Origin of the sequence: Streptomyces triticirhizae, from assembly GCF_003696235.1 — a bacterium.
In the GTDB taxonomy this organism is placed as follows: Bacteria; Actinomycetota; Actinomycetes; order Streptomycetales; family Streptomycetaceae; genus Streptomyces; species Streptomyces triticirhizae.
Window position 1 is genome coordinate 1 of sequence record NZ_RFFJ01000030.1, and the last position, 16,325, is coordinate 16,325.

The 16,325-nt window shown below is 73.7% G+C and carries 16 protein-coding genes; 13 read left to right on the forward strand and 3 right to left on the reverse strand.

All coding sequences use genetic code 11. The annotated features are described in order from the left end of the window. The first annotated feature begins 75 nt into the window (after positions 1 to 75). Positions 76 to 1,674, forward strand: a complete 1,599-nt coding sequence (locus EBN88_RS08255) for an alkaline phosphatase D family protein (protein ID WP_233580532.1) — start codon at positions 76 to 78, stop codon at positions 1,672 to 1,674. A gap of 17 nt (positions 1,675 to 1,691) precedes the next feature. Next, positions 1,692 to 2,570: a COG1361 family protein gene (locus EBN88_RS08260; protein ID WP_122183145.1), complete on the forward strand. Its 879-nt coding sequence runs from the start codon at positions 1,692 to 1,694 to the stop codon at positions 2,568 to 2,570. A gap of 31 nt (positions 2,571 to 2,601) precedes the next feature. Here the strand turns inward: EBN88_RS08260 and EBN88_RS08265 are convergent, their stop codons facing one another. The 3 genes from EBN88_RS08265 to EBN88_RS08280 form a co-directional block, all read right to left on the reverse strand. Then, entirely contained in the window at positions 2,602 to 3,249 is a 648-nt protein-coding gene (locus tag EBN88_RS08265; protein ID WP_122183146.1) for a LysE family translocator, read from the reverse strand. Positions 3,250 to 3,534: 285 nt separating this feature from the next. After that, positions 3,535 to 3,945, reverse strand: a complete 411-nt coding sequence (locus EBN88_RS08275) for an SRPBCC family protein (protein ID WP_122183147.1) — start codon at positions 3,943 to 3,945, stop codon at positions 3,535 to 3,537. 139 nt (positions 3,946 to 4,084) lie between these two features. Beyond that, positions 4,085 to 4,780 carry a GntR family transcriptional regulator gene (locus EBN88_RS08280; RefSeq protein WP_122183148.1) on the reverse strand — a complete coding sequence of 232 codons (696 nt, stop codon included), beginning with the start codon at positions 4,778 to 4,780 and terminating at the stop codon, positions 4,085 to 4,087. 246 nt (positions 4,781 to 5,026) lie between these two features. On the opposite strand from EBN88_RS08280, the gene EBN88_RS08285 reads away from it, so the two are divergent. The 11 genes from EBN88_RS08285 (at position 5,027) to EBN88_RS08335 (ending at position 16,207) form a co-directional block, all read left to right on the forward strand. Beyond that, positions 5,027 to 5,713 carry an RraA family protein gene (locus tag EBN88_RS08285; RefSeq protein WP_122183149.1) on the forward strand — a complete coding sequence of 229 codons (687 nt, stop codon included), beginning with the start codon at positions 5,027 to 5,029 and terminating at the stop codon, positions 5,711 to 5,713. A gap of 76 nt (positions 5,714 to 5,789) precedes the next feature. After that, positions 5,790 to 6,659 (forward strand): NAD(P)-dependent oxidoreductase, encoded by an 870-nt coding sequence (locus EBN88_RS08290; protein ID WP_122183150.1) that lies wholly within the window; start codon positions 5,790 to 5,792, stop codon positions 6,657 to 6,659. 44 nt (positions 6,660 to 6,703) lie between these two features. Continuing rightward, on the forward strand, positions 6,704 to 7,693 hold the full coding sequence (locus EBN88_RS08295; RefSeq protein WP_122183151.1) for a carbohydrate ABC transporter permease: 990 nt from the start codon (positions 6,704 to 6,706) through the stop codon (positions 7,691 to 7,693). Continuing rightward, entirely contained in the window at positions 7,690 to 8,625 is a 936-nt protein-coding gene (locus EBN88_RS08300) for a carbohydrate ABC transporter permease (RefSeq protein ID WP_122183152.1), read from the forward strand. Before EBN88_RS08295 ends, EBN88_RS08300 begins: the two co-directional genes overlap by 4 nt. An 11-nt stretch (positions 8,626 to 8,636) precedes the next feature. Then, the gene (locus EBN88_RS08305) at positions 8,637 to 9,974 is read left to right on the forward strand and encodes an ABC transporter substrate-binding protein (RefSeq protein WP_122183153.1); all 1,338 of its coding nucleotides are present in this window, start codon (positions 8,637 to 8,639) and stop codon (positions 9,972 to 9,974) included. 87 nt (positions 9,975 to 10,061) lie between these two features. Further along, positions 10,062 to 11,357, forward strand: coding sequence for a CaiB/BaiF CoA transferase family protein (locus EBN88_RS08310; RefSeq protein WP_122183154.1), 1,296 nt, complete (start codon positions 10,062 to 10,064; stop codon positions 11,355 to 11,357). Further along, on the forward strand, positions 11,354 to 12,526 hold the full coding sequence (locus tag EBN88_RS08315) for an enoyl-CoA hydratase (RefSeq protein ID WP_199742294.1): 1,173 nt from the start codon (positions 11,354 to 11,356) through the stop codon (positions 12,524 to 12,526). The genes EBN88_RS08310 and EBN88_RS08315 overlap by 4 nt, the downstream gene beginning before the upstream one ends. Before the next feature lie 3 nt (positions 12,527 to 12,529). After that, entirely contained in the window at positions 12,530 to 13,387 is an 858-nt protein-coding gene (locus tag EBN88_RS08320) for an amidohydrolase family protein (protein WP_122183155.1), read from the forward strand. Beyond that, a complete protein-coding gene (locus EBN88_RS08325; protein WP_122183156.1) occupies positions 13,384 to 13,947 on the forward strand; it encodes a gamma carbonic anhydrase family protein in 564 nt (187 codons plus the stop codon). The genes EBN88_RS08320 and EBN88_RS08325 overlap by 4 nt, the downstream gene beginning before the upstream one ends. Continuing rightward, a complete protein-coding gene (locus tag EBN88_RS08330; protein ID WP_122183157.1) occupies positions 13,944 to 15,248 on the forward strand; it encodes a fumarylacetoacetate hydrolase family protein in 1,305 nt (434 codons plus the stop codon). Before EBN88_RS08325 ends, EBN88_RS08330 begins: the two co-directional genes overlap by 4 nt. Beyond that, positions 15,245 to 16,207: an NAD(P)-dependent oxidoreductase gene (locus EBN88_RS08335; RefSeq protein WP_122183158.1), complete on the forward strand. Its 963-nt coding sequence runs from the start codon at positions 15,245 to 15,247 to the stop codon at positions 16,205 to 16,207. The genes EBN88_RS08330 and EBN88_RS08335 overlap by 4 nt, the downstream gene beginning before the upstream one ends. Positions 16,208 to 16,325: the final 118 nt, after the last annotated feature.

The following is a 16,325-nucleotide window of genomic DNA, read 5'->3' on the forward strand; positions in this document are numbered from 1 at the left end:
CGCGGACGGTGTTTCGCCCGATGTCGGACACGAGCGGTACGCCCCACGTTCACCGGGTCCGGATGGGGTGCCCTGGTGATATCGAGAACCAGCCCACCCCCCGCCCTCCTCGCCGCAACCCGCCGCCGCTTCCTGACCGTTACCGGTGCCGCCGCCGCGCTCGCCCTCTCCGGTGCCCTGCCCGGCATCGCGTCGGCGTCGGCCGCGACGGCCGCCTCCCGCCTCCCCGCCGACCCGTTCACCCTCGGCGTCGCCTCCGGCGACCCGCTGCCCGACGGCGTCGTCCTGTGGACCCGCCTGGCCCCCGACCCGCTCGCCCCCTTCGGCGGCATGGACCAGCGGGACCACCGGGTGGACTGGGAGGTCGCCGCCGACGAACGCTTCCGGCACATCGTGCGACGCGGAACGACCACGGTCCGCGCCCAGTTCAGCCACACCGCGCACGTCGACGTCCGGGGCCTGCGGCCCTGGCGCGAGTACTTCTACCGCTTCCGCGCCGGCGGCTTCATCAGCCCCGTCGGGCGGACGAAGACCGCGCCGTCCCGCGACCAGCTCGTGCCGCGCCTGTCCCTCGCCTTCGCCTCCTGCCAGGCGATCTGGGAGGGCTGGTACACCGCCCACCGCGACCTGGCCGCCCGCGCCCACGACGTCGTGCTCTTCCTCGGCGACTACATCTACGAGTTCGGCATCGACCGGGGCATCCGCCCGACCGACGGCGACGAACGCAACACCCGCGAGTCCGTCACCCTCGACGACTACCGACAGCGGTACGCCGCCTACAAGTTGGACACCGACCTCCAGGCCGCGCACGCGTCGGCCCCGTGGATCGTCGTCTTCGACGACCACGAGGTCGTCGACAACTGGGCGGACCTCAGCGCCGGCAGCGCCCCCGCCGACGAGTTCCTGGTCCGCCGGGCCAACGCCTTCCGCGCCTACTGGGAGCACATGCCGCTGCGCGCGCCCCAGTTCCCCGAAGGCCCCGACATGCGGCTGCACCGGCGGCTGCGCTACGGGCGGCTCGCCGAGATCTCGATGCTCGACACCCGCCAGTACCGCGACGACCAGGCCAACGGCGACGGCACCAAGCCGCCCAACGACGCGACCGCCGACCCGGCCCGCTCCATCCTGGGCTTCCCACAGGAACGTTGGCTGCTCGACGGACTCACCGCGTCGCGGTCGCGCTGGAACATCCTCGGGCACCAGACCGCCATCACCCTGCTCGACACCGTGAGCGGCCCCGACGTGGCCGTCCCCATGGACACCTGGGACGGCTACAGCGCCTCCCGCGACCGGCTCCTCGGCGGCATCGCCGAACGCGGCATCCAGAACGTCGTCAGCCTCGCCGGCGACCTGCACCGCAACATCGCCGGCGACCTCGCGCTCGACTTCGCCGACCCCGCATCCCGCGTGGTGGCCACCGAGTTCGTCGGCACCTCCATCACCTCGGCGCTGGACGGCGAGGACCTCGACGCCGGGGGCCGCGTCCTGCTCGACGAGAACCCGCACATGAGGTTCGGCAACTTCCAACGCGGCTACGTCAGCTGCGAGATCACCCCGGACCTGTGGCGCTCCGACTTCCGGGTCTGCGACCGGGTCACCGTCCCGAACGGCACCGTCAGCAGCCGCACCGTCCTCGCCGTCGAGAACGGCGTCCCCGCCGTCCAGCAGGCGTAACGCCCCCGAGGAGCACCATGAAGACCACCGTCGCCGCCGCCGGCCTGCTCGCCGCCGCCGTCACCGTCACCGCCGTTCTCGCCGTTACCACCGCCGGCCCGACCGCCACGGCGGCGGGCGCCGGGCGTTCCGACGTCGTGCTCTCGGCCACGCCGACGAGCCTGACCGCCAACGAACTCCCGTGCCTGCCCACCTCGTTCGACGTCACCCTCACCAACACCGGCCGGCAGCCCGTCTTCGCCGACGCGACGCTGGCCGCCGACGAGCCGATCGACCTCAGCCACGACGTGTTCTCCACCTACCTGCCGGCCACCGACCCCGACCAGCCGGTCTCCCGCACCGTGGACGTCCGCGTCCCGCCGGGCACCGAGGCCGGCACCTACGACGTGACCGTCACCAGCGGCCGGCAGCGCGTCGTCGTCCCGGTCACCGTCGAGGCCGTCCCCGAGCCGGGCCCCGGCGCCAACCTGGCCTTCGGCCAGCGGGCCACCGCCTCCTCCACCCACGGCAGGTTCACCGCCTGCGGCGCCGTGGACGGCGACAGCGACTACCTCAACTGGTCGACGAAGACCGGCTGGAACGACGCCGACAGCGGGAAGTTCCCCGACTGGCTGGCCGTCAACTGGCCGGAGCCGGTCGAACTCGGCCGCGTCGAGACCGTCACCTACGGCACGCCGTCCCGGCCCGCCGCGCTCCAGGGCATCAAGGACTTCGACGTCCAGATCCACTCCGGCGGTGAGTGGCTGACCGTCGGCTCCTACCGCGACAACACCCTCGACCGCGTCGTCACCACGTTCGACCCCGTCACAACGGACGCCGTCCGGGTCCTCGTCCACGCGTCGAACAGCGGCGACTACTCCCGCATCCTGGAACTGGAGGCGTACGCACCGCAGTAGCGACCACAACCCGCCCGGCGTCCCCCCGTGGTCAACGGGCGGGGGCCGGGCGGGAGTTGTCCAGGGCGAGGTGGACGGCCAGGCCGCCGAGCACGCCGCCCATCACATAGCGCTGGGCGCGCAGCCAGCCCGGACGCCGGCCGAGGAACACCGCGATCGCGCCGGCCGCCAGCACGCACGAGCCGTTCACCGCGACGCCGATCACCACCTGGACGCTGCCCAGCACGAAGCCCTGCGCCATCACATGGCCCGCCTCCGGGTCCACGAACTGCGGGATCAGGGACACGTACATCAGGGCGATCTTCGGGTTGAGCAGGCAGGTCATCAGCCCCATCGTGAACAGCCGCCGCCGCGACTCGGCCGGCAACTCCCGCCGCTCGAACGCCGACACCCCGCCCGGCCGCAGCGCCTGCCACGCCAGCCACGCGAGATACCCGGCACCGGCCAGCTTCACCGCGAGATAGAGGCCGGGAACGACGGCGAAGACGACGGAGAGGCCGAGGTTCGCGGCCGTGAGATAGATCAGGAACCCGAGCGCCACCCCGCCGAGCGACGTCAGCCCCGAGGCGCGGCCCTGGGTGATCGACCGCGACACGAGATAGAGCATGTTCGGCCCGGGCGTCAACGCCATCCCGAGCGCGACCGCGGCGACCCCGGCCAGTGCGCCTGTTGTGATCATGTGCCCAGAATCCCCGAGGCGGTTGGCCTGCACCAGTGAAATCTTCTGTGGGGGATGCGGAAGCGTTGCTTAACCCTCCGAGGTTCCTCCCCCGGCGGGCCCCGGCCCGCGCCCGGCTGCGGCCCGGGCCGGTCCCCCTGTTCCGGCCGTGCCGCGCGTGATCCCCGTGGAGTCCCGGCGCCCGACGCGGGCGTTCCCCCCGGACGCCGGACGCCGGACGCCGGACGCCGGACGCCGGACGCCGGACGCCGGACGCCGGACGCCGTATGCTCGGCCTCGGTCGGCTCAGGCGGACTCCATCAGCTCCCTGAGCCGGGTCAGGTCGGCCGCGACGGCCTCGGCGTCGCGGTCGAAGTCGGCGTCGCTCATCCCCTCCCGCCTGCGCAGCGTGAAGACCACCTCGCTGCCCTCGCCGTAGGCGATCACCCGGAACGGGTTGTGGACGGTCTCCCCGTTCGGGAGCGTGACATCGTGGTCGAGCACCCCCAACTCGTTGCGCGGGGCGAAGGTCACCACGATCCGTCCCAGGGGAGAGTCCTCCGCGACCCACCGGCCGTCGATCCGCTCGATGGAGGTCCCCAGGCCATGGGCCCACGCGGGCAGGTTGGCCGGGTCGGAGGCGTAGGCGTAGACCTCGTCGGGGGCGCGATCGATGGCGACGCCCAGGTGGCGCGATTCCCTGTCTGTGCTGGTCATGACCGTGAGGCTAGTCAGCCAACGGCACCGCGCTCTTGAACGAATCGGCCGCGCCCGAGCGATCGGGCCGCCCCGGCCGGCCACCCCCACCCGGCCGCCCGTCCCCGAAGGCCCAGCGGCCAGCGCTCAGCGCCCGGCGTCACCGCTGGGAGAACGACCGCTCCCCGTGCACCGCCAACTCCGCCAGGACCGCCTCGGGGTCGCCCGCCTCCACCAGCTCCAACAGGTGCCGGTGGCGGGCCACATGGACGTCCAGGTCCTCGTAGTAGCGTTCCCGAACGTACAGGTTGCGCGCCATGCACAGCAGCAGCTGCCGGTGGAGCGAGGCGTAGATCTCGTCGATCCGCCGGTGCCCGGCCAGGGCCACCAGCGAGGCGTGGAAGGCGTAGCCGTTCTCCACCAGCGCCGCCCGGTCCTCCCGTTCGGCCGCGCGGTCCATCCGTTCCAGCGCCTCCCGGCAGGCGGCGAGGCGTTCGGGGAACCGCACGGGGACGCCGAGTTCGACGGCGGTGCGTTCCAGGGCCGAGCGCAGCGTCAGGATCTCGTAGACGTCCTGCTCGGTCAGCGTGGTCACCGTCGCGCCCCGGCGGGGCTGGACCAGGATGAGCCCCTCCTGTTGGAGCAGCCGCATGGCCTCGCGCAGCGGGGGCCGGCTGATGCCCAGGCGTTCGGTGAGGCTCAGTTCGATCAGCCGCTCGCCGGGCCCCAGTTCGCCGGAGAGGATCATCTTGCGGATCGCCCCGGCGGCGAGTTGCACCAGGCTGGGCGGGTCCAACTGGCCGTTCCCCGTGGGGTCTTCGGGGGACGACGCCTGGGGGCTGACACGGGAGGCCATGGGCAGCCTTTCTGGGCTTCAACGGATCTCACATTGTGCCGATCGCGTGGCCGGCGGCAAGGACGTCCACGGTGGCGGCACTTCACCGCGACCGGCGCTCGCCGCCCGGAAGAGCGGCCCGGGCACGCCGCGTTGGTGCGCGGTCACGCCAAGGATTACATCGTTCCAAGGGCTTGTCGCCGGTCCGTGCCTATTGTAGACAATAGGCCAGCCAACGGGATTCGAGTCGACTGAGGACTGAGATCGATGGAGAAAGCTGAGCTGCTGCGCCTCTTTGACGGCCTGCGCGTCGCCGACGTGCGGGACGGCATGGACTGGGCGGGGCTGCACGCCAAGGGAACCGTCTCGCCCGAGATCACCCCGCTCTACCAGGGCGCGAGGCTCACCGGCATCGCGCGCACCATGAGGTTCCGGCCGACGGAGAAGGCGGTGCCGCCGCTGACCCCCGAGGAGTACACCGAGTGGGCCGGGCGCTGGTACCGGGAGCTGTACCCCAACAGGATCACCCCGACCATCGAGCAGGGCGACATCGTGGTCGTCCAGTCCGCCGGGCTACCGGTGGGCGAGATCGGCTCCAACAACTCCCTGGAGTGGCACGCCGCCGGCGCCACCGGCATCGTCACCACCGGCGGCGTCCGGGACACCGACGAGTGCGTGATGCAGCGGGTGCCGATCTTCTGCCGCTACCGCGCGCAGTCGATGGTGCAGGGCCGCGTCGAGTTCGACGCGCTCCAGGTGCCGGTGGACATCGGCGGGGTGCTGGTGCGGCCCGGCGACATCGTGGTCGCCGACGGCGACGGCGTGATCGCCGTCCCCGTGGAGCACGCGGTCACCGTCGCCAGGTACGCCCGGCAGGAGCTGGAGAACGACAAGGTCGGCCGGCGGGCCCTCTACGAGAAGCTCGGCCGCCCGCTGGACGACACCGTCCGCTGAGCCGCGCCCCGGCGGCGATCCGCAGGGCCACCCGGAAGCGGCCGCCCAACCGCCCCGTCCCCGTGAGGAGTTCACCATGGCAGCACCCGAACGCGCCCACGCCCGCGTCGGCTTCGTCGGTCTCGGCAACCTCGGGCTGCCCATGGCGCGCACCCTCGCGGCGGACGGCTGGCGGCTGGCGGTGCACGACGTGGCGGCCGGCCGCGAGGTGCCCGAGGGCGCCGAACGGGTCGCGGCGGCAACGGAGTTGGCCGACTGCCAGGCGGTCTGCCTGGCGGTCCCCGACGACGCCGCCGTGCTCGGCCTGCTGGAAGACCCCGACGGGCTGCTGGCCCGGCTGGCGCCCGGCTCCCTGGTGCTGGTGCACAGCACCGTGCTGCCGGCGACCGCCCGCGCGCTGGCGGAACGGGCCGAGGTCGCCGGGGTCGGGCTGGTCGACGCCCCGGTCAGCGGCGGCGCCGAACGGGCGGCCAGCGGGGAGTTGACCGTGATGGTCGGCGGCAGGACCGAGGTCGTCGCCGACGCCCGCCCGCTGCTGGAGACGGTCGGCGACGAGGTGCGCCACGTCGGCCCTCCCGGGGCGGGCGCGGCGGTCAAGCTGGCCAACCAACTGATGATGTTCGCCGCCCTGGCCGGCGCCCACGAGGCGCTCGACCTGGCGGCCGCGCACGGCGTCGCGGCCGAGGAGGTGCTGGCCGTCGTCGCCGGCTCGACGGGGGACTCCTGGGTGGCGCGCACCTGGGGCTTCTTCGACCGGGTCGCGCACGCCTACGACGCCGGCGCCACCCCGGTGAGCGAGCGTCCCTGGAGCAAGGACCTGTGGGAGGTGACGGCGGCCGCCCGCGCGGCCGGCGTCCGCCTCCCGCTGGCCGGGCTCCTCGCCCAGACCATGGCCGACCGCGTCGAGGAACACGCGCGCACGGCCGAGGAGCGCGGCCGGCGTTGAGCCGGCGCGCCCTCACGACCCCACGCCGATGTGGAGGTTTCTCGATGCGGCAACACGACCCCGGCGCGGCCGGGACCCAGGTGACGGCCGGGCCCCCGGCGACGCCACGGGACCGAAGGGACCGGTCACGGGACCGACGCGCCGGCCGTCGCGCGGCGGCCGACAACCGGGCGGCCTACGCCTTCCTGACCCCCTGGCTGATCGGGATGCTGGTCTTCACCATCGGCCCGATGCTCTTCTCGCTCTATCTGGCGTTCACCCGCTACGACCTGTCCTCGGCCCCCGAGTGGGTCGGACTGGCCAACTTCGAGCGGATGTTCACCACCGACCCCCGCTACTTCGACTCCGTGAAGGTGACCCTCACCTATGTCGCCTGGTCGGTGCCGCTGCTGCTGGCCGTCTCGCTCGGCCTGGCGCTGCTGCTCAACCGGGGGATGCGCTTCCTGACCGGCTACCGGGCGCTGTTCTACATGCCCTCGCTGATCGGCGGCAGCGTGGCGGTGGCCGCGCTGTGGCGGCAGATCTTCGGCGAGGAGGGGATCGTCAACAAGGCGCTGGCGCTGGTCGGGATCGAGCACACCAGCTGGGTCGGCGACCCGAACTCGGCGCTGCACACCATCGTGATCCTCCAGGTGTGGACGTTCGGTTCGGCGATGGTGATCTTCCTCGCCGGGCTGCGGCAGATCCCGCGTGAGCTGTACGACGCGGCCTCCGTGGACGGCGCGGGCGCGCTGCGCCGCTTCCGCAGCGTCACGCTGCCGATGCTCTCGCCGCTGGTCCTCTTCAACCTGCTGCTCAGCGTGGTCAACGCGTTCCAGGCGTTCACCAGCGCCTATGTGGTGAGCAACGGCACCGGCGGCCCGTCGGACTCGACCCTCTTCTACACCCTCTACCTCTACGAACAGGGCTTCGCCCAGCTGAACATGGGGTACGCGGCGGCGATGGCGTGGGTCCTGGTGCTGGGCCTGGCGCTGTTCACCGGCTTCCTCTTCCTCAGCTCCCGCTACTGGGTCCACTACGGAGACGAACGATGAGCGCGCACGCCACCGCCCCCGTCAGAGGTCCGCGCCAGGTGGGAGGGCCCCGCCGGCCCGGAAGGCCGCGCCGTCCGCTCTTCGGTAACCGGCCCACGCGCAGCCCGCTGCTGCGGGCCCTGGTCAAGCACAGCGTCATGATCATCACGCTGACGCTGATGCTCTACCCGCTGCTGTGGATGTTCGGCGCCTCGCTGCGCCCCGACAACCAGGTCTTCACCACGCTCGGGCTGTGGGGCTCCGACCTCACGCTGGACAACTACGCGGCCGGCTGGTCCGGCGGCGACCAGCTGAACTTCTCGCGGTTCTTCCTCAACTCGCTGACCATCACGGTGCTGTCGATCGTCGGCAACCTGCTGGCCTGCGCGCTGACCGCCTACGCCTTCGCTCGGCTTGAGTTCCGCTTCAAGAAGACGCTCTTCGCCCTCGTCATCGGCACGCTGCTGCTGCCGTACCACGTGACGCTGGTGCCGCAGTACATCCTCTTCAACCAGCTGGGCTGGGTGAACACCATCCTGCCGCTGGTGGTGCCGAAGTTCCTGGCCACGGACGCGTTCTTCATCTTCCTGATGGTGCAGTTCATCCGCGCCCTGCCGTCCTCGCTGGACGACGCCGCCCGGATCGACGGCTGCGGCCACTGGGGGATCTTCTGGCGGGTGGTGATGCCGCTGTCGATCCCGGCGCTGGGCACCTCGGCGCTGTTCACGTTCATCAACACCTGGAACGACTTCCTCGGCCCGATGCTCTATCTGACCGAGCCCGACAGCTGGACCGTCTCCCAGGGGCTCGCCTCGTTCCTCGACGCGACCGGACAGTCCGCCTACGGCTCGCTGTTCGCGATGTCCACGCTCTCCCTCGTGCCGGTGCTGGGCTTCTTCGTCGCCGCCCAGAAGCTGCTGGTCGAGGGCATCGCCACCAGCGGGCTGAAGTGAGGAGAAGACCCATGGCACACGCGACGCTCCGCACCCGCCCGCTGCTGGGCCTCGGCCTCGGGCTGCTGATGACGGTCCTCGCCGGCTGCGGCCAGTCGCTGCCCGACCACAGCGCCGACGAGCTGCGCGGCCGGGGCGACATCGCCGGCGGCATCCGCTTCTCCTGGTGGGGCTCGGCCAGCAGGAACGACAGGACCAACGCCGTCGCCGACCTCTTCGAGGCCGAACACCCCGGCGTCGAGGTCAGGCGCGAGGCGGCCGACTTCGGCAACTACTTCAAGCGCCTCAACGTGCAGGGCGCCGGCCGCAACATGCCGTGCGTCACCCAGCTCCAGGCCCGCACCCTGGGCGACTTCACCGCCAGGGACGCGCTGCTGCCGCTGGACCCGATGATCGAGTCGGGCGCCATCGACGTCAGCGACATCCCCGAAGCCGTGCTGGACACCGGCCGGGGCGAGGACGGCAGGCTCTACATGCTGCCGACCGGCGCCGCCTACGACGCGCTGATGGTCAACGAGACCCTCGCCGAGGAGGCCGGCGTCGCCCTCCCCGAACCCGGCTACGACTGGGACGACTACGTCACGTTCCTCCGCGACGCCGCCGAGGGGCTGCCCGACGGCATCCCGGCGACCGCGCTGCGCGGCGGGCTGCCCAACTTCTTCATCGCCTATGTCCAGGGCCTCGGCGAGCACATGTTCGACGGGAACCAGCTGGGCTTCTCCCGCGAACTCCTCGTCGAGTACTGGGAGATGTGGGAGGAGATCCGCGCCGAGGGCCTCGCCAACAGCCCCGCCGCCAACGCCGAGGAGCCGCCGTCGCCCGAGGCCAGCTATGTGGCCAGCGGCGACGTCCTCTCCGACAACCGGCCCGGCAACGCCCTCACCCCGATCCAGGGCACCCTCGACGGCCAGGGCGAGGGCCAGCGGATGACCAGCCTCCCGCTGCCCAGCGGCCCGGCCGGCCAGGGCAACGTGCTGATCACCTCGGGCCTGTCCATCCCCCGCAACTGCGCCAACGTGCCGACCGCCGCCGCGTTCCTCGACTTCTGGGCCAACGACCCGCGCAGCGGCGACACCTACGCCTCGGACAACGGCGCGGTCACCAACACCGAGCTGCTGCGACGGCAGTTGGACGACCCCGAGCTGCCCGACCTGAAGAAGCGCGAACTCGCCCTCTACCAGCGGATCGTGGCCGACGACCCGTCGATCGTGCTCTACCCGCCGGGCTATCTCGCGGTCTTCGAGTCCGCCTTCACCCGCGCCTACGAGGACGTGGCGTTCGGCAACCAGACCGTGCCCGAGGCCGTCGACACGTTCTTCGCCGAGGCCAACGACGGGTTGGCCCGCTAGCGGCGGCCGGCCGCCGGGGCCCCGCCCGGCGGCCGGCCACCCGACCAGCCACGGGCCGAACCAGCGCACCGACCAGGAAGAGACCTCATGTCCGATCACGCCAGGGACGACGACACCGCCGCCAGGGACAACCCAGCCGCCACGCACGACACGGCCGCCAGACACCACGCGGCGGACGAAGGGCGGCCGAGCGGCGCCGCGTTGGCCGGCATCCGGGTGGTCGACCTCACCCAGGTGATGGCGGGCCCGTTCTGCACCATGATCCTCGCCGACCTCGGCGCCGACGTGATCAAGGTGGAGAACCCGGGCGGCGGCGACCAGACCCGCCACTCCTGGGGCGAGACCGACGACGGCCGGGACAGCACCGCGTTCTTCGCGCTCAACCGCAACAAGCGCAGCGTGCTCCTCGACCTCAAGACCGAACGCGGCCTCGCCGACCTGCACCGCATGGTCGCCACCGCCGACGTGGTGGTCCACAACTGGCGCCCCGGCGTGGCCGAACGCCTCGGCGCCGACCACGCCACGCTCAGCGCGCTCAACCCGCGCCTCGTCTACGCCGCGATCTCCGGCTTCGGCACCACCGGCCCCTACGCCGACCGCCCCGGCTACGACCTGATCGCCCAGGGCATGGCCGGCGCCATGTCCGTCACCGGCGAGCCCGACGGCCGGCCGGTCAAGAACGGGCTGCCCGTCGGCGACCTCGGCGCCGGGATGCTGCTGGTCAGCGGGATACTCGCGGCCCTGCTCCACCGGGAGCGCACCGGCGAGGGGCAGCGCGTGGAGACCTCGCTCTTCGAGGCGGTGCTGGCGATGTCGGTGTGGGAGTCCACCGAGTACTGGGCCACCGGCGCGCCACCCCGCCCGCTGGGCTCAGCCAACCGGATGTCCGCGCCCTACCAGGCGCTGCGCACCGCCGACGGCTACCTCACCATCGGCGCCAACAACCAGCGGCTGTGGCAACGGCTGTGCGCCGCACTGGAGTTGGGCGAGCTGGTCGACGACCCGCGCTTCGTCACCAACATGGACCGGATGCGGCACCGCGACGAACTGGCCGCGCTGCTGGAGGAACGCCTCGCCGCCGACACCACGGAACGGTGGGTGGACGCCCTGCTGGCCGCCGGGGTCCCGGCCGGGCCGATCCAGGACTACGCGCAGGTCCTCGACCACGACCCGCAGGTCGCCGCGCGGGAACTGGTGCGGGAGGTCGACCACCCGGTCGCCGGCCGCGTGAAGGTGCTGGCCCCGCCGCTGCGCCTGAGCGCCTCGCCGGCGGCCATCCGCCGCCACCCGCCGCTGATCGGCGAACACACGGACGAGGTACTGGCGGAGTTGGCCGGTCCCGCCGCGCGGCGGCGGGGCCGGAACGGGGAGGAGGCGCCGTGAGCCACGCGGAGCGCGCCGGCGCCGGGGGCGACGGCGCTGAGCCGAAGGCGGGCGCCACCGGCGGGGCATCAGCCGCGCCGAGCGCGGGGGCCTCCGACGGTCGGGGGATCGCGGCGGGTGCGACGGCCTCCGGCGGGCCTGCGGCGGGCGGTGGAGGCGCGGTTGGGTCTGCGGCCGGCGGAGCCGGTGCCGGCCCGAGCGGCGATGCCAGCCTGGCGCCCGAGGGCGCCGGCGGTGGCGCGCGGTACCCCGCCGGAGGCGAACCCCCCACCGGAGGCGCACCAAGCCCCGCCGGAGGCGAACGCCCCGCCGGAGGCGGCCAGGTCCGTGCCGGCGCCCCGGGCGCCGGTGCTCCGCGGGACCCCGCCGGAGGCGCCCGCGCCTCCGGCTCCGTAAAAGTCACCCATCGCGGCGCCGTCGTCGAGATCCTGCTCGACCACCCGCAGCGGCGGAACGCGTTGACGTTCCGGATGTACGAACAGCTCGCCGCCGCCTGTGAGATCGCGGACGGCCCCGAGGTGCGGGCCGTCGTGCTGCGCGGCGCCGGCGGGGCCGCGTTCGCCGCCGGGACGGACATCCGGCACTTCACCGAGTTCCCGACCGAGCCGGAGGCCGCCGCCGAGGCCGGCCTCGCCTACGAGCGGCGCGTCGGCGCCGTGTTGGCGCGGCTGCTCGCGCTGCGCGCCCCGCTGGTCGGCGTCGTCGAGGGGCCCGCCATGGGCGGCGGGCTGGCGCTGGCCGCCGCCTGCGACCTGCTGCTCGCCACCCCGGACGCCACCTTCGGCGCGCCCGTCGCCCGCACCCTCGGCAACTGCCTGCCGGCGCCCGTCGTCGCCCGTCTCGCCGACCGGCTCGGCACCGCGCGCACCATGGCGCTGCTGCTGACCGCCCAACGCCTCGACGCGCGGGAGGCGTTGACCGCCGGTTTCGTCCACCGGCTGGTGGCGCCCGAGGAGCTGCCGGCCGCCCTGGACGAACTGCTGCAACGGCTCTGCTCCCAGGCCCCGTTGACCCTCGCGGCGCTCAAGGAGACCGAGCGCAGGTTCAGTTCCGCCGCCGCCCGCGTCGACACCGACGACCTGCTGCGCCGCTGCTACGGAAGCCGGGACTTCCGGGAGGGCGTCGCCGCCTTCCTCGACCACCGCACGCCCCGTTGGGAGGGCCGCTGACCCATGCCGACCATCGACGCCCACCACCACTTCTGGCGCGTCGCCCGCCAGGCGCAGCCCTGGCGCGACCCGCACCACCACGCCGCCATCGCCCGGGACTTCGAGCCGGAGCACCTCGCGGGCGAGCTGGCCGCCGCCGGCGTGGACGCCACCGTGCTGGTGCAGTCCGTCGACTCCGCCGAGGAGAACGACCGGCTGGCCGCCTACGCCGCGCGCGCCCCGTTCGTCGCCGGCCTGGTCGGCTGGCTGCCGCTGGCCGAACCGGCCGCCGCGCACCGCGAGTTGGATCGGTTCCGCGCCGACGCGCTGTGCGGGGTGCGGACGTTGGTCGGCCGGGACCCGCTGCGCTGGCTGCGCGACCCGGCCACCGTCGAGCTGTGCGAGCGGCTCGCCGAGCGCGGCCTGTGCTGGGACGTGGTGCCCGTCACCCCGGAACAGGTCAGCGCCGTGGGGGAGTTGGCCGAGGCGGTGCCCGGCCTGCGGATCGTCGTCGACCATCTGGCCAGGCCGCCGGTCGAGCGCGGCGCGCCCGGCGAGGCGGCCGACTGGTCGGCCCGGCTGGCCGCGCTCGCCGCGAACCCGGGCGTCGCGCTGAAGGTGTCCGTCGGCATCGACGTCCTCACCGCCTGGGAACGCTGGGACGCCGCAGCGCTGCGCCCGTTCGTCGCCGAGGCGGTGCGGCACTTCGGCCCGGAGCGGCTGATGCTCGCCAGCAACTGGCCCGTCTCGCTGCTGCGCCGCGACTACGGCGGAACGCTGGCCGACCTCGCCGCCCTGCTCGCCGACGCCGGCCTCGACGAGGACGGGCTGGCCCGGGTCCGTGGCGAGACGGCCGCCCGATGGTATGGGGTGGCCGCATGACAGAACGAGACCTCTCCCAGCGGCAGCTCGTCACCTTCGACGGGCACACCCCGCGCGTCGCCGACTCCGCCTGGCTGGCGCCGAGCGCCACCCTGATCGGCCGGGTCACCGTCGACGAACGCGCCTCCGTCTGGTTCACCGGCGTGGCGCGCGCCGACGCCGAGACGATCGGGATCGGCGCCGGCAGCAACGTCCAGGACGGCTGCGTGCTGCACGCCGACCCCGGCTTCCCGACCCGGCTGGGCGCCGGGGTCTCCGTCGGCCACCGGGCCGTGGTGCACGGCACCGTCGTCGAGGACGACGCGCTGGTCGGGATGGGCTCGGTGCTGCTCAACGGCTGCCACGTGGGCCGTGGCGCGCTGGTCGCGGCCGGCGCGGTGCTGCTGGAGGGCACGGAGGTGCCCCCGGGCAGCCTGGTCGCCGGCGTCCCAGGGAAGGTGCGGAGGGAACTGACCGAGGAGGAGGCCGCCGGCCTCCGCGCGACCGCCGAGCACTACCGGCGGCTCGCCGAACGCTATCGGGCTCTGGGCCCGGGAAACGAGGGGGAACCCCCGTCATGACCGACACGTCGCCGCAGCCCGCCGAACCGCCCACCCCCGCCGGCGAGTCGGCCCCCGCCGGTGAGTCGACGCCCGTCCCGGAGACGGCCGCCGCCACCGCCGACACACCGGCGCCGTTCGAACTCGGCGCGCTGCTCCCGCCGTTGCTGCCCGAGGACGCCGAACGGGCCGTGCTCGTCGGCCGGGTGTGGGACCCGGCCGTCGCCGGCCCCTGCGTCGTCACGCTGCGCGGCGACCGGCTCGTGGACCTCACCCCGCAGGCGCCCACCGTCAGCGAGCTGCTGGAGCGCCCGGACGCCGCCGCGTTCGTCCGCGCGGCGGGCGAACGGGCCGACGCCGGGCGTTCCTTCGACCTCGACGCCGTGCTGGAGGCCACCCTCGCCGGCGACCGCGACCGGCCGCGCCTGCTCGCGCCCTGCGACCTCCAGGCGCTCAAGGCGTGCGGCGTGACGTTCGTCCGCTCCATGGTGGAGCGGGTCATCGAGGAGCGCGCCAAGGGCGACCGGGGCGGCGCGGCCGAGGTGCGCCAGCGGGTACTGGCCGCGATCGGCGGCCGGCTGGAGCACCTGGTGCCGGGCTCGCCCGAGGCCGCGCGGGTCAAGGAGGTGCTGACGGCCGAGGGCCTGTGGTCGCAGTACCTGGAGGTCGGCATCGGCCCGGACGCCGAGGTCTTCACCAAGGCGCCGGTGCTCTCCGCCGTCGGCGCCGGCGCCGAGATAGGCGTCTGGAGCCGCTCCGAGTGGAACAACCCGGAGCCCGAACTCGTCCTCGCCGTCGACTCCGTGGGCCGCGCCGTCGGCGCCACCCTCGGCAACGACGTCAACCTCCGCGACGTCGAGGGCCGCAGCGCGCTGCTGCTCGGCAAGGCGAAGGACAACAACGCCTCGACGGCCGTCGGCCCGTTCCTGCGGCTCTTCGACGAGGAGTTCACCCTCGACGACGTGCGGTCGCTGGACATCACGCTCACCATCACCGGCCGCGACGGCTTCCAGCTGGAGTCCGTCAGCTCGCTCTCCGAGATCAGCCGCGACCCGCTGGACCTCGTCGCCCAGACCATCGGCCGCCTCCACCAGTACCCGGACGGGCTGCTGCTGTTCACCGGGACCATGTTCGCGCCGACCCAGGACCGGGACGCGCCGGGCGAGGGCTTCACCCACCACCTCGGCGACGTGGTGCGGATCGCCACGCCCCGGCTGGGCGCCCTCGTCAACGTCGTCACCCACTCCGAGACCGCCGAGCCCTGGACGTTCGGCGTCCGCGCGCTGATGTCCAACCTCGCGGAACGGGGGCTGCTCACATGACCAGAACGCCCAGGGTGGTCGTCGCCGACCAGGCGTTCGGCCAGGTGACCCACGAGCGGGCGGCCGCCGAACGGTTCGGCGCCGCGTTCGCCGAACACCACTGCACCGACGAGGCCCAGACGGTGGACGCGGTGCGCGGCGCCGATGTGGTGTTCCTGAACTTCGCCCCGATGGGCCGCCCCGCGCTCGCCGCCCTCGCCCCCGGCGCCACGGTGATCCGCTACGGCATCGGCTACGACAACGTGGACGTGGCCGCGGCACGGGAGTTGGGCGTGCGGGTGGCCAACGTGCCCGACTACGGCACCGAGACCGTCGCCGACCACGCGGTGGCCTGCCTGCTGGCGCTGCTGCGCCGGCTGCCGGCCTACGACCACGCGATCCGGGCGTCCGGCTGGGCCGGGCCGGCCGACGTCGGCTCGCTGCCGAGCCTGGCCGCCACCACCGTGGGGCTGGTCGGCACCGGCTCCATCGGCCTGGCGGTGCGGGAGCGGCTGCGCCCGTTCGGCTGCCGGGTGGTGGCCAGCGACCCGTACGCCGACCCGGCGGCGCTGGCCGCCCGCGACATCCACCACGTCGCGCTGCCCGAGCTGTTGGCGGCCTCGCACGCGGTGACCCTGCACGCGCCCGCCACGCCCGAGACGGTCTCGCTGCTCGGCCGGGAGAACCTGGCGCTGATGCGGCCGGGCGCGGTGCTGGTCAACACCGCGCGCGGGGCGCTCGTCGACCACGCGGCGCTCGCCGAGGCGCTGGCCGCCGGCCGGCTGGCCGGGGCCGCCCTCGACGTGCACGACCCGGAGCCGCTGCCGGCGGACTCACCGCTGCGCGGGCTGCCGCAGGTGATCCTCACCCCGCACGCCGCGTTCTACTCGGACGAGTCGCTGGACGCGTTGCAGCGGCTGGCCGCCGAGGAGGCCGCCCGGGCGCTGGCCGGAGAGCCGCTGCGCTGCCGCGTGGCGTGAGACGGGGCGACGGGGCGACGGGGTGGGGGTGCGGTGCGGGTGGGGTGGTTGGGTGCGGGGTTTGTCTGCGGGCCGGTGGCCGGTGCGGGGAAGCCCGACTGGTCGTTTGGTTCGTTGA

Coding starts and splice junctions, on each gene's coding strand:
- EBN88_RS08260 (WP_122183145.1), top strand. CDS start 1,692: ATGAAGACCACCGTCGCCGCCGCCGGCCTGCTCGCCGCCGCCGTCACC.
- EBN88_RS08265 (WP_122183146.1), bottom strand. CDS start 3,249: ATGATCACAACAGGCGCACTGGCCGGGGTCGCCGCGGTCGCGCTCGGG.
- EBN88_RS08275 (WP_122183147.1), bottom strand. CDS start 3,945: ATGACCAGCACAGACAGGGAATCGCGCCACCTGGGCGTCGCCATCGAT.
- EBN88_RS08280 (WP_122183148.1), bottom strand. CDS start 4,780: ATGGCCTCCCGTGTCAGCCCCCAGGCGTCGTCCCCCGAAGACCCCACG.
- EBN88_RS08285 (WP_122183149.1), top strand. CDS start 5,027: ATGGAGAAAGCTGAGCTGCTGCGCCTCTTTGACGGCCTGCGCGTCGCC.
- EBN88_RS08290 (WP_122183150.1), top strand. CDS start 5,790: ATGGCAGCACCCGAACGCGCCCACGCCCGCGTCGGCTTCGTCGGTCTC.
- EBN88_RS08295 (WP_122183151.1), top strand. CDS start 6,704: ATGCGGCAACACGACCCCGGCGCGGCCGGGACCCAGGTGACGGCCGGG.
- EBN88_RS08300 (WP_122183152.1), top strand. CDS start 7,690: ATGAGCGCGCACGCCACCGCCCCCGTCAGAGGTCCGCGCCAGGTGGGA.
- EBN88_RS08305 (WP_122183153.1), top strand. CDS start 8,637: ATGGCACACGCGACGCTCCGCACCCGCCCGCTGCTGGGCCTCGGCCTC.
- EBN88_RS08310 (WP_122183154.1), top strand. CDS start 10,062: ATGTCCGATCACGCCAGGGACGACGACACCGCCGCCAGGGACAACCCA.
- EBN88_RS08320 (WP_122183155.1), top strand. CDS start 12,530: ATGCCGACCATCGACGCCCACCACCACTTCTGGCGCGTCGCCCGCCAG.
- EBN88_RS08325 (WP_122183156.1), top strand. CDS start 13,384: ATGACAGAACGAGACCTCTCCCAGCGGCAGCTCGTCACCTTCGACGGG.
- EBN88_RS08330 (WP_122183157.1), top strand. CDS start 13,944: ATGACCGACACGTCGCCGCAGCCCGCCGAACCGCCCACCCCCGCCGGC.
- EBN88_RS08335 (WP_122183158.1), top strand. CDS start 15,245: ATGACCAGAACGCCCAGGGTGGTCGTCGCCGACCAGGCGTTCGGCCAG.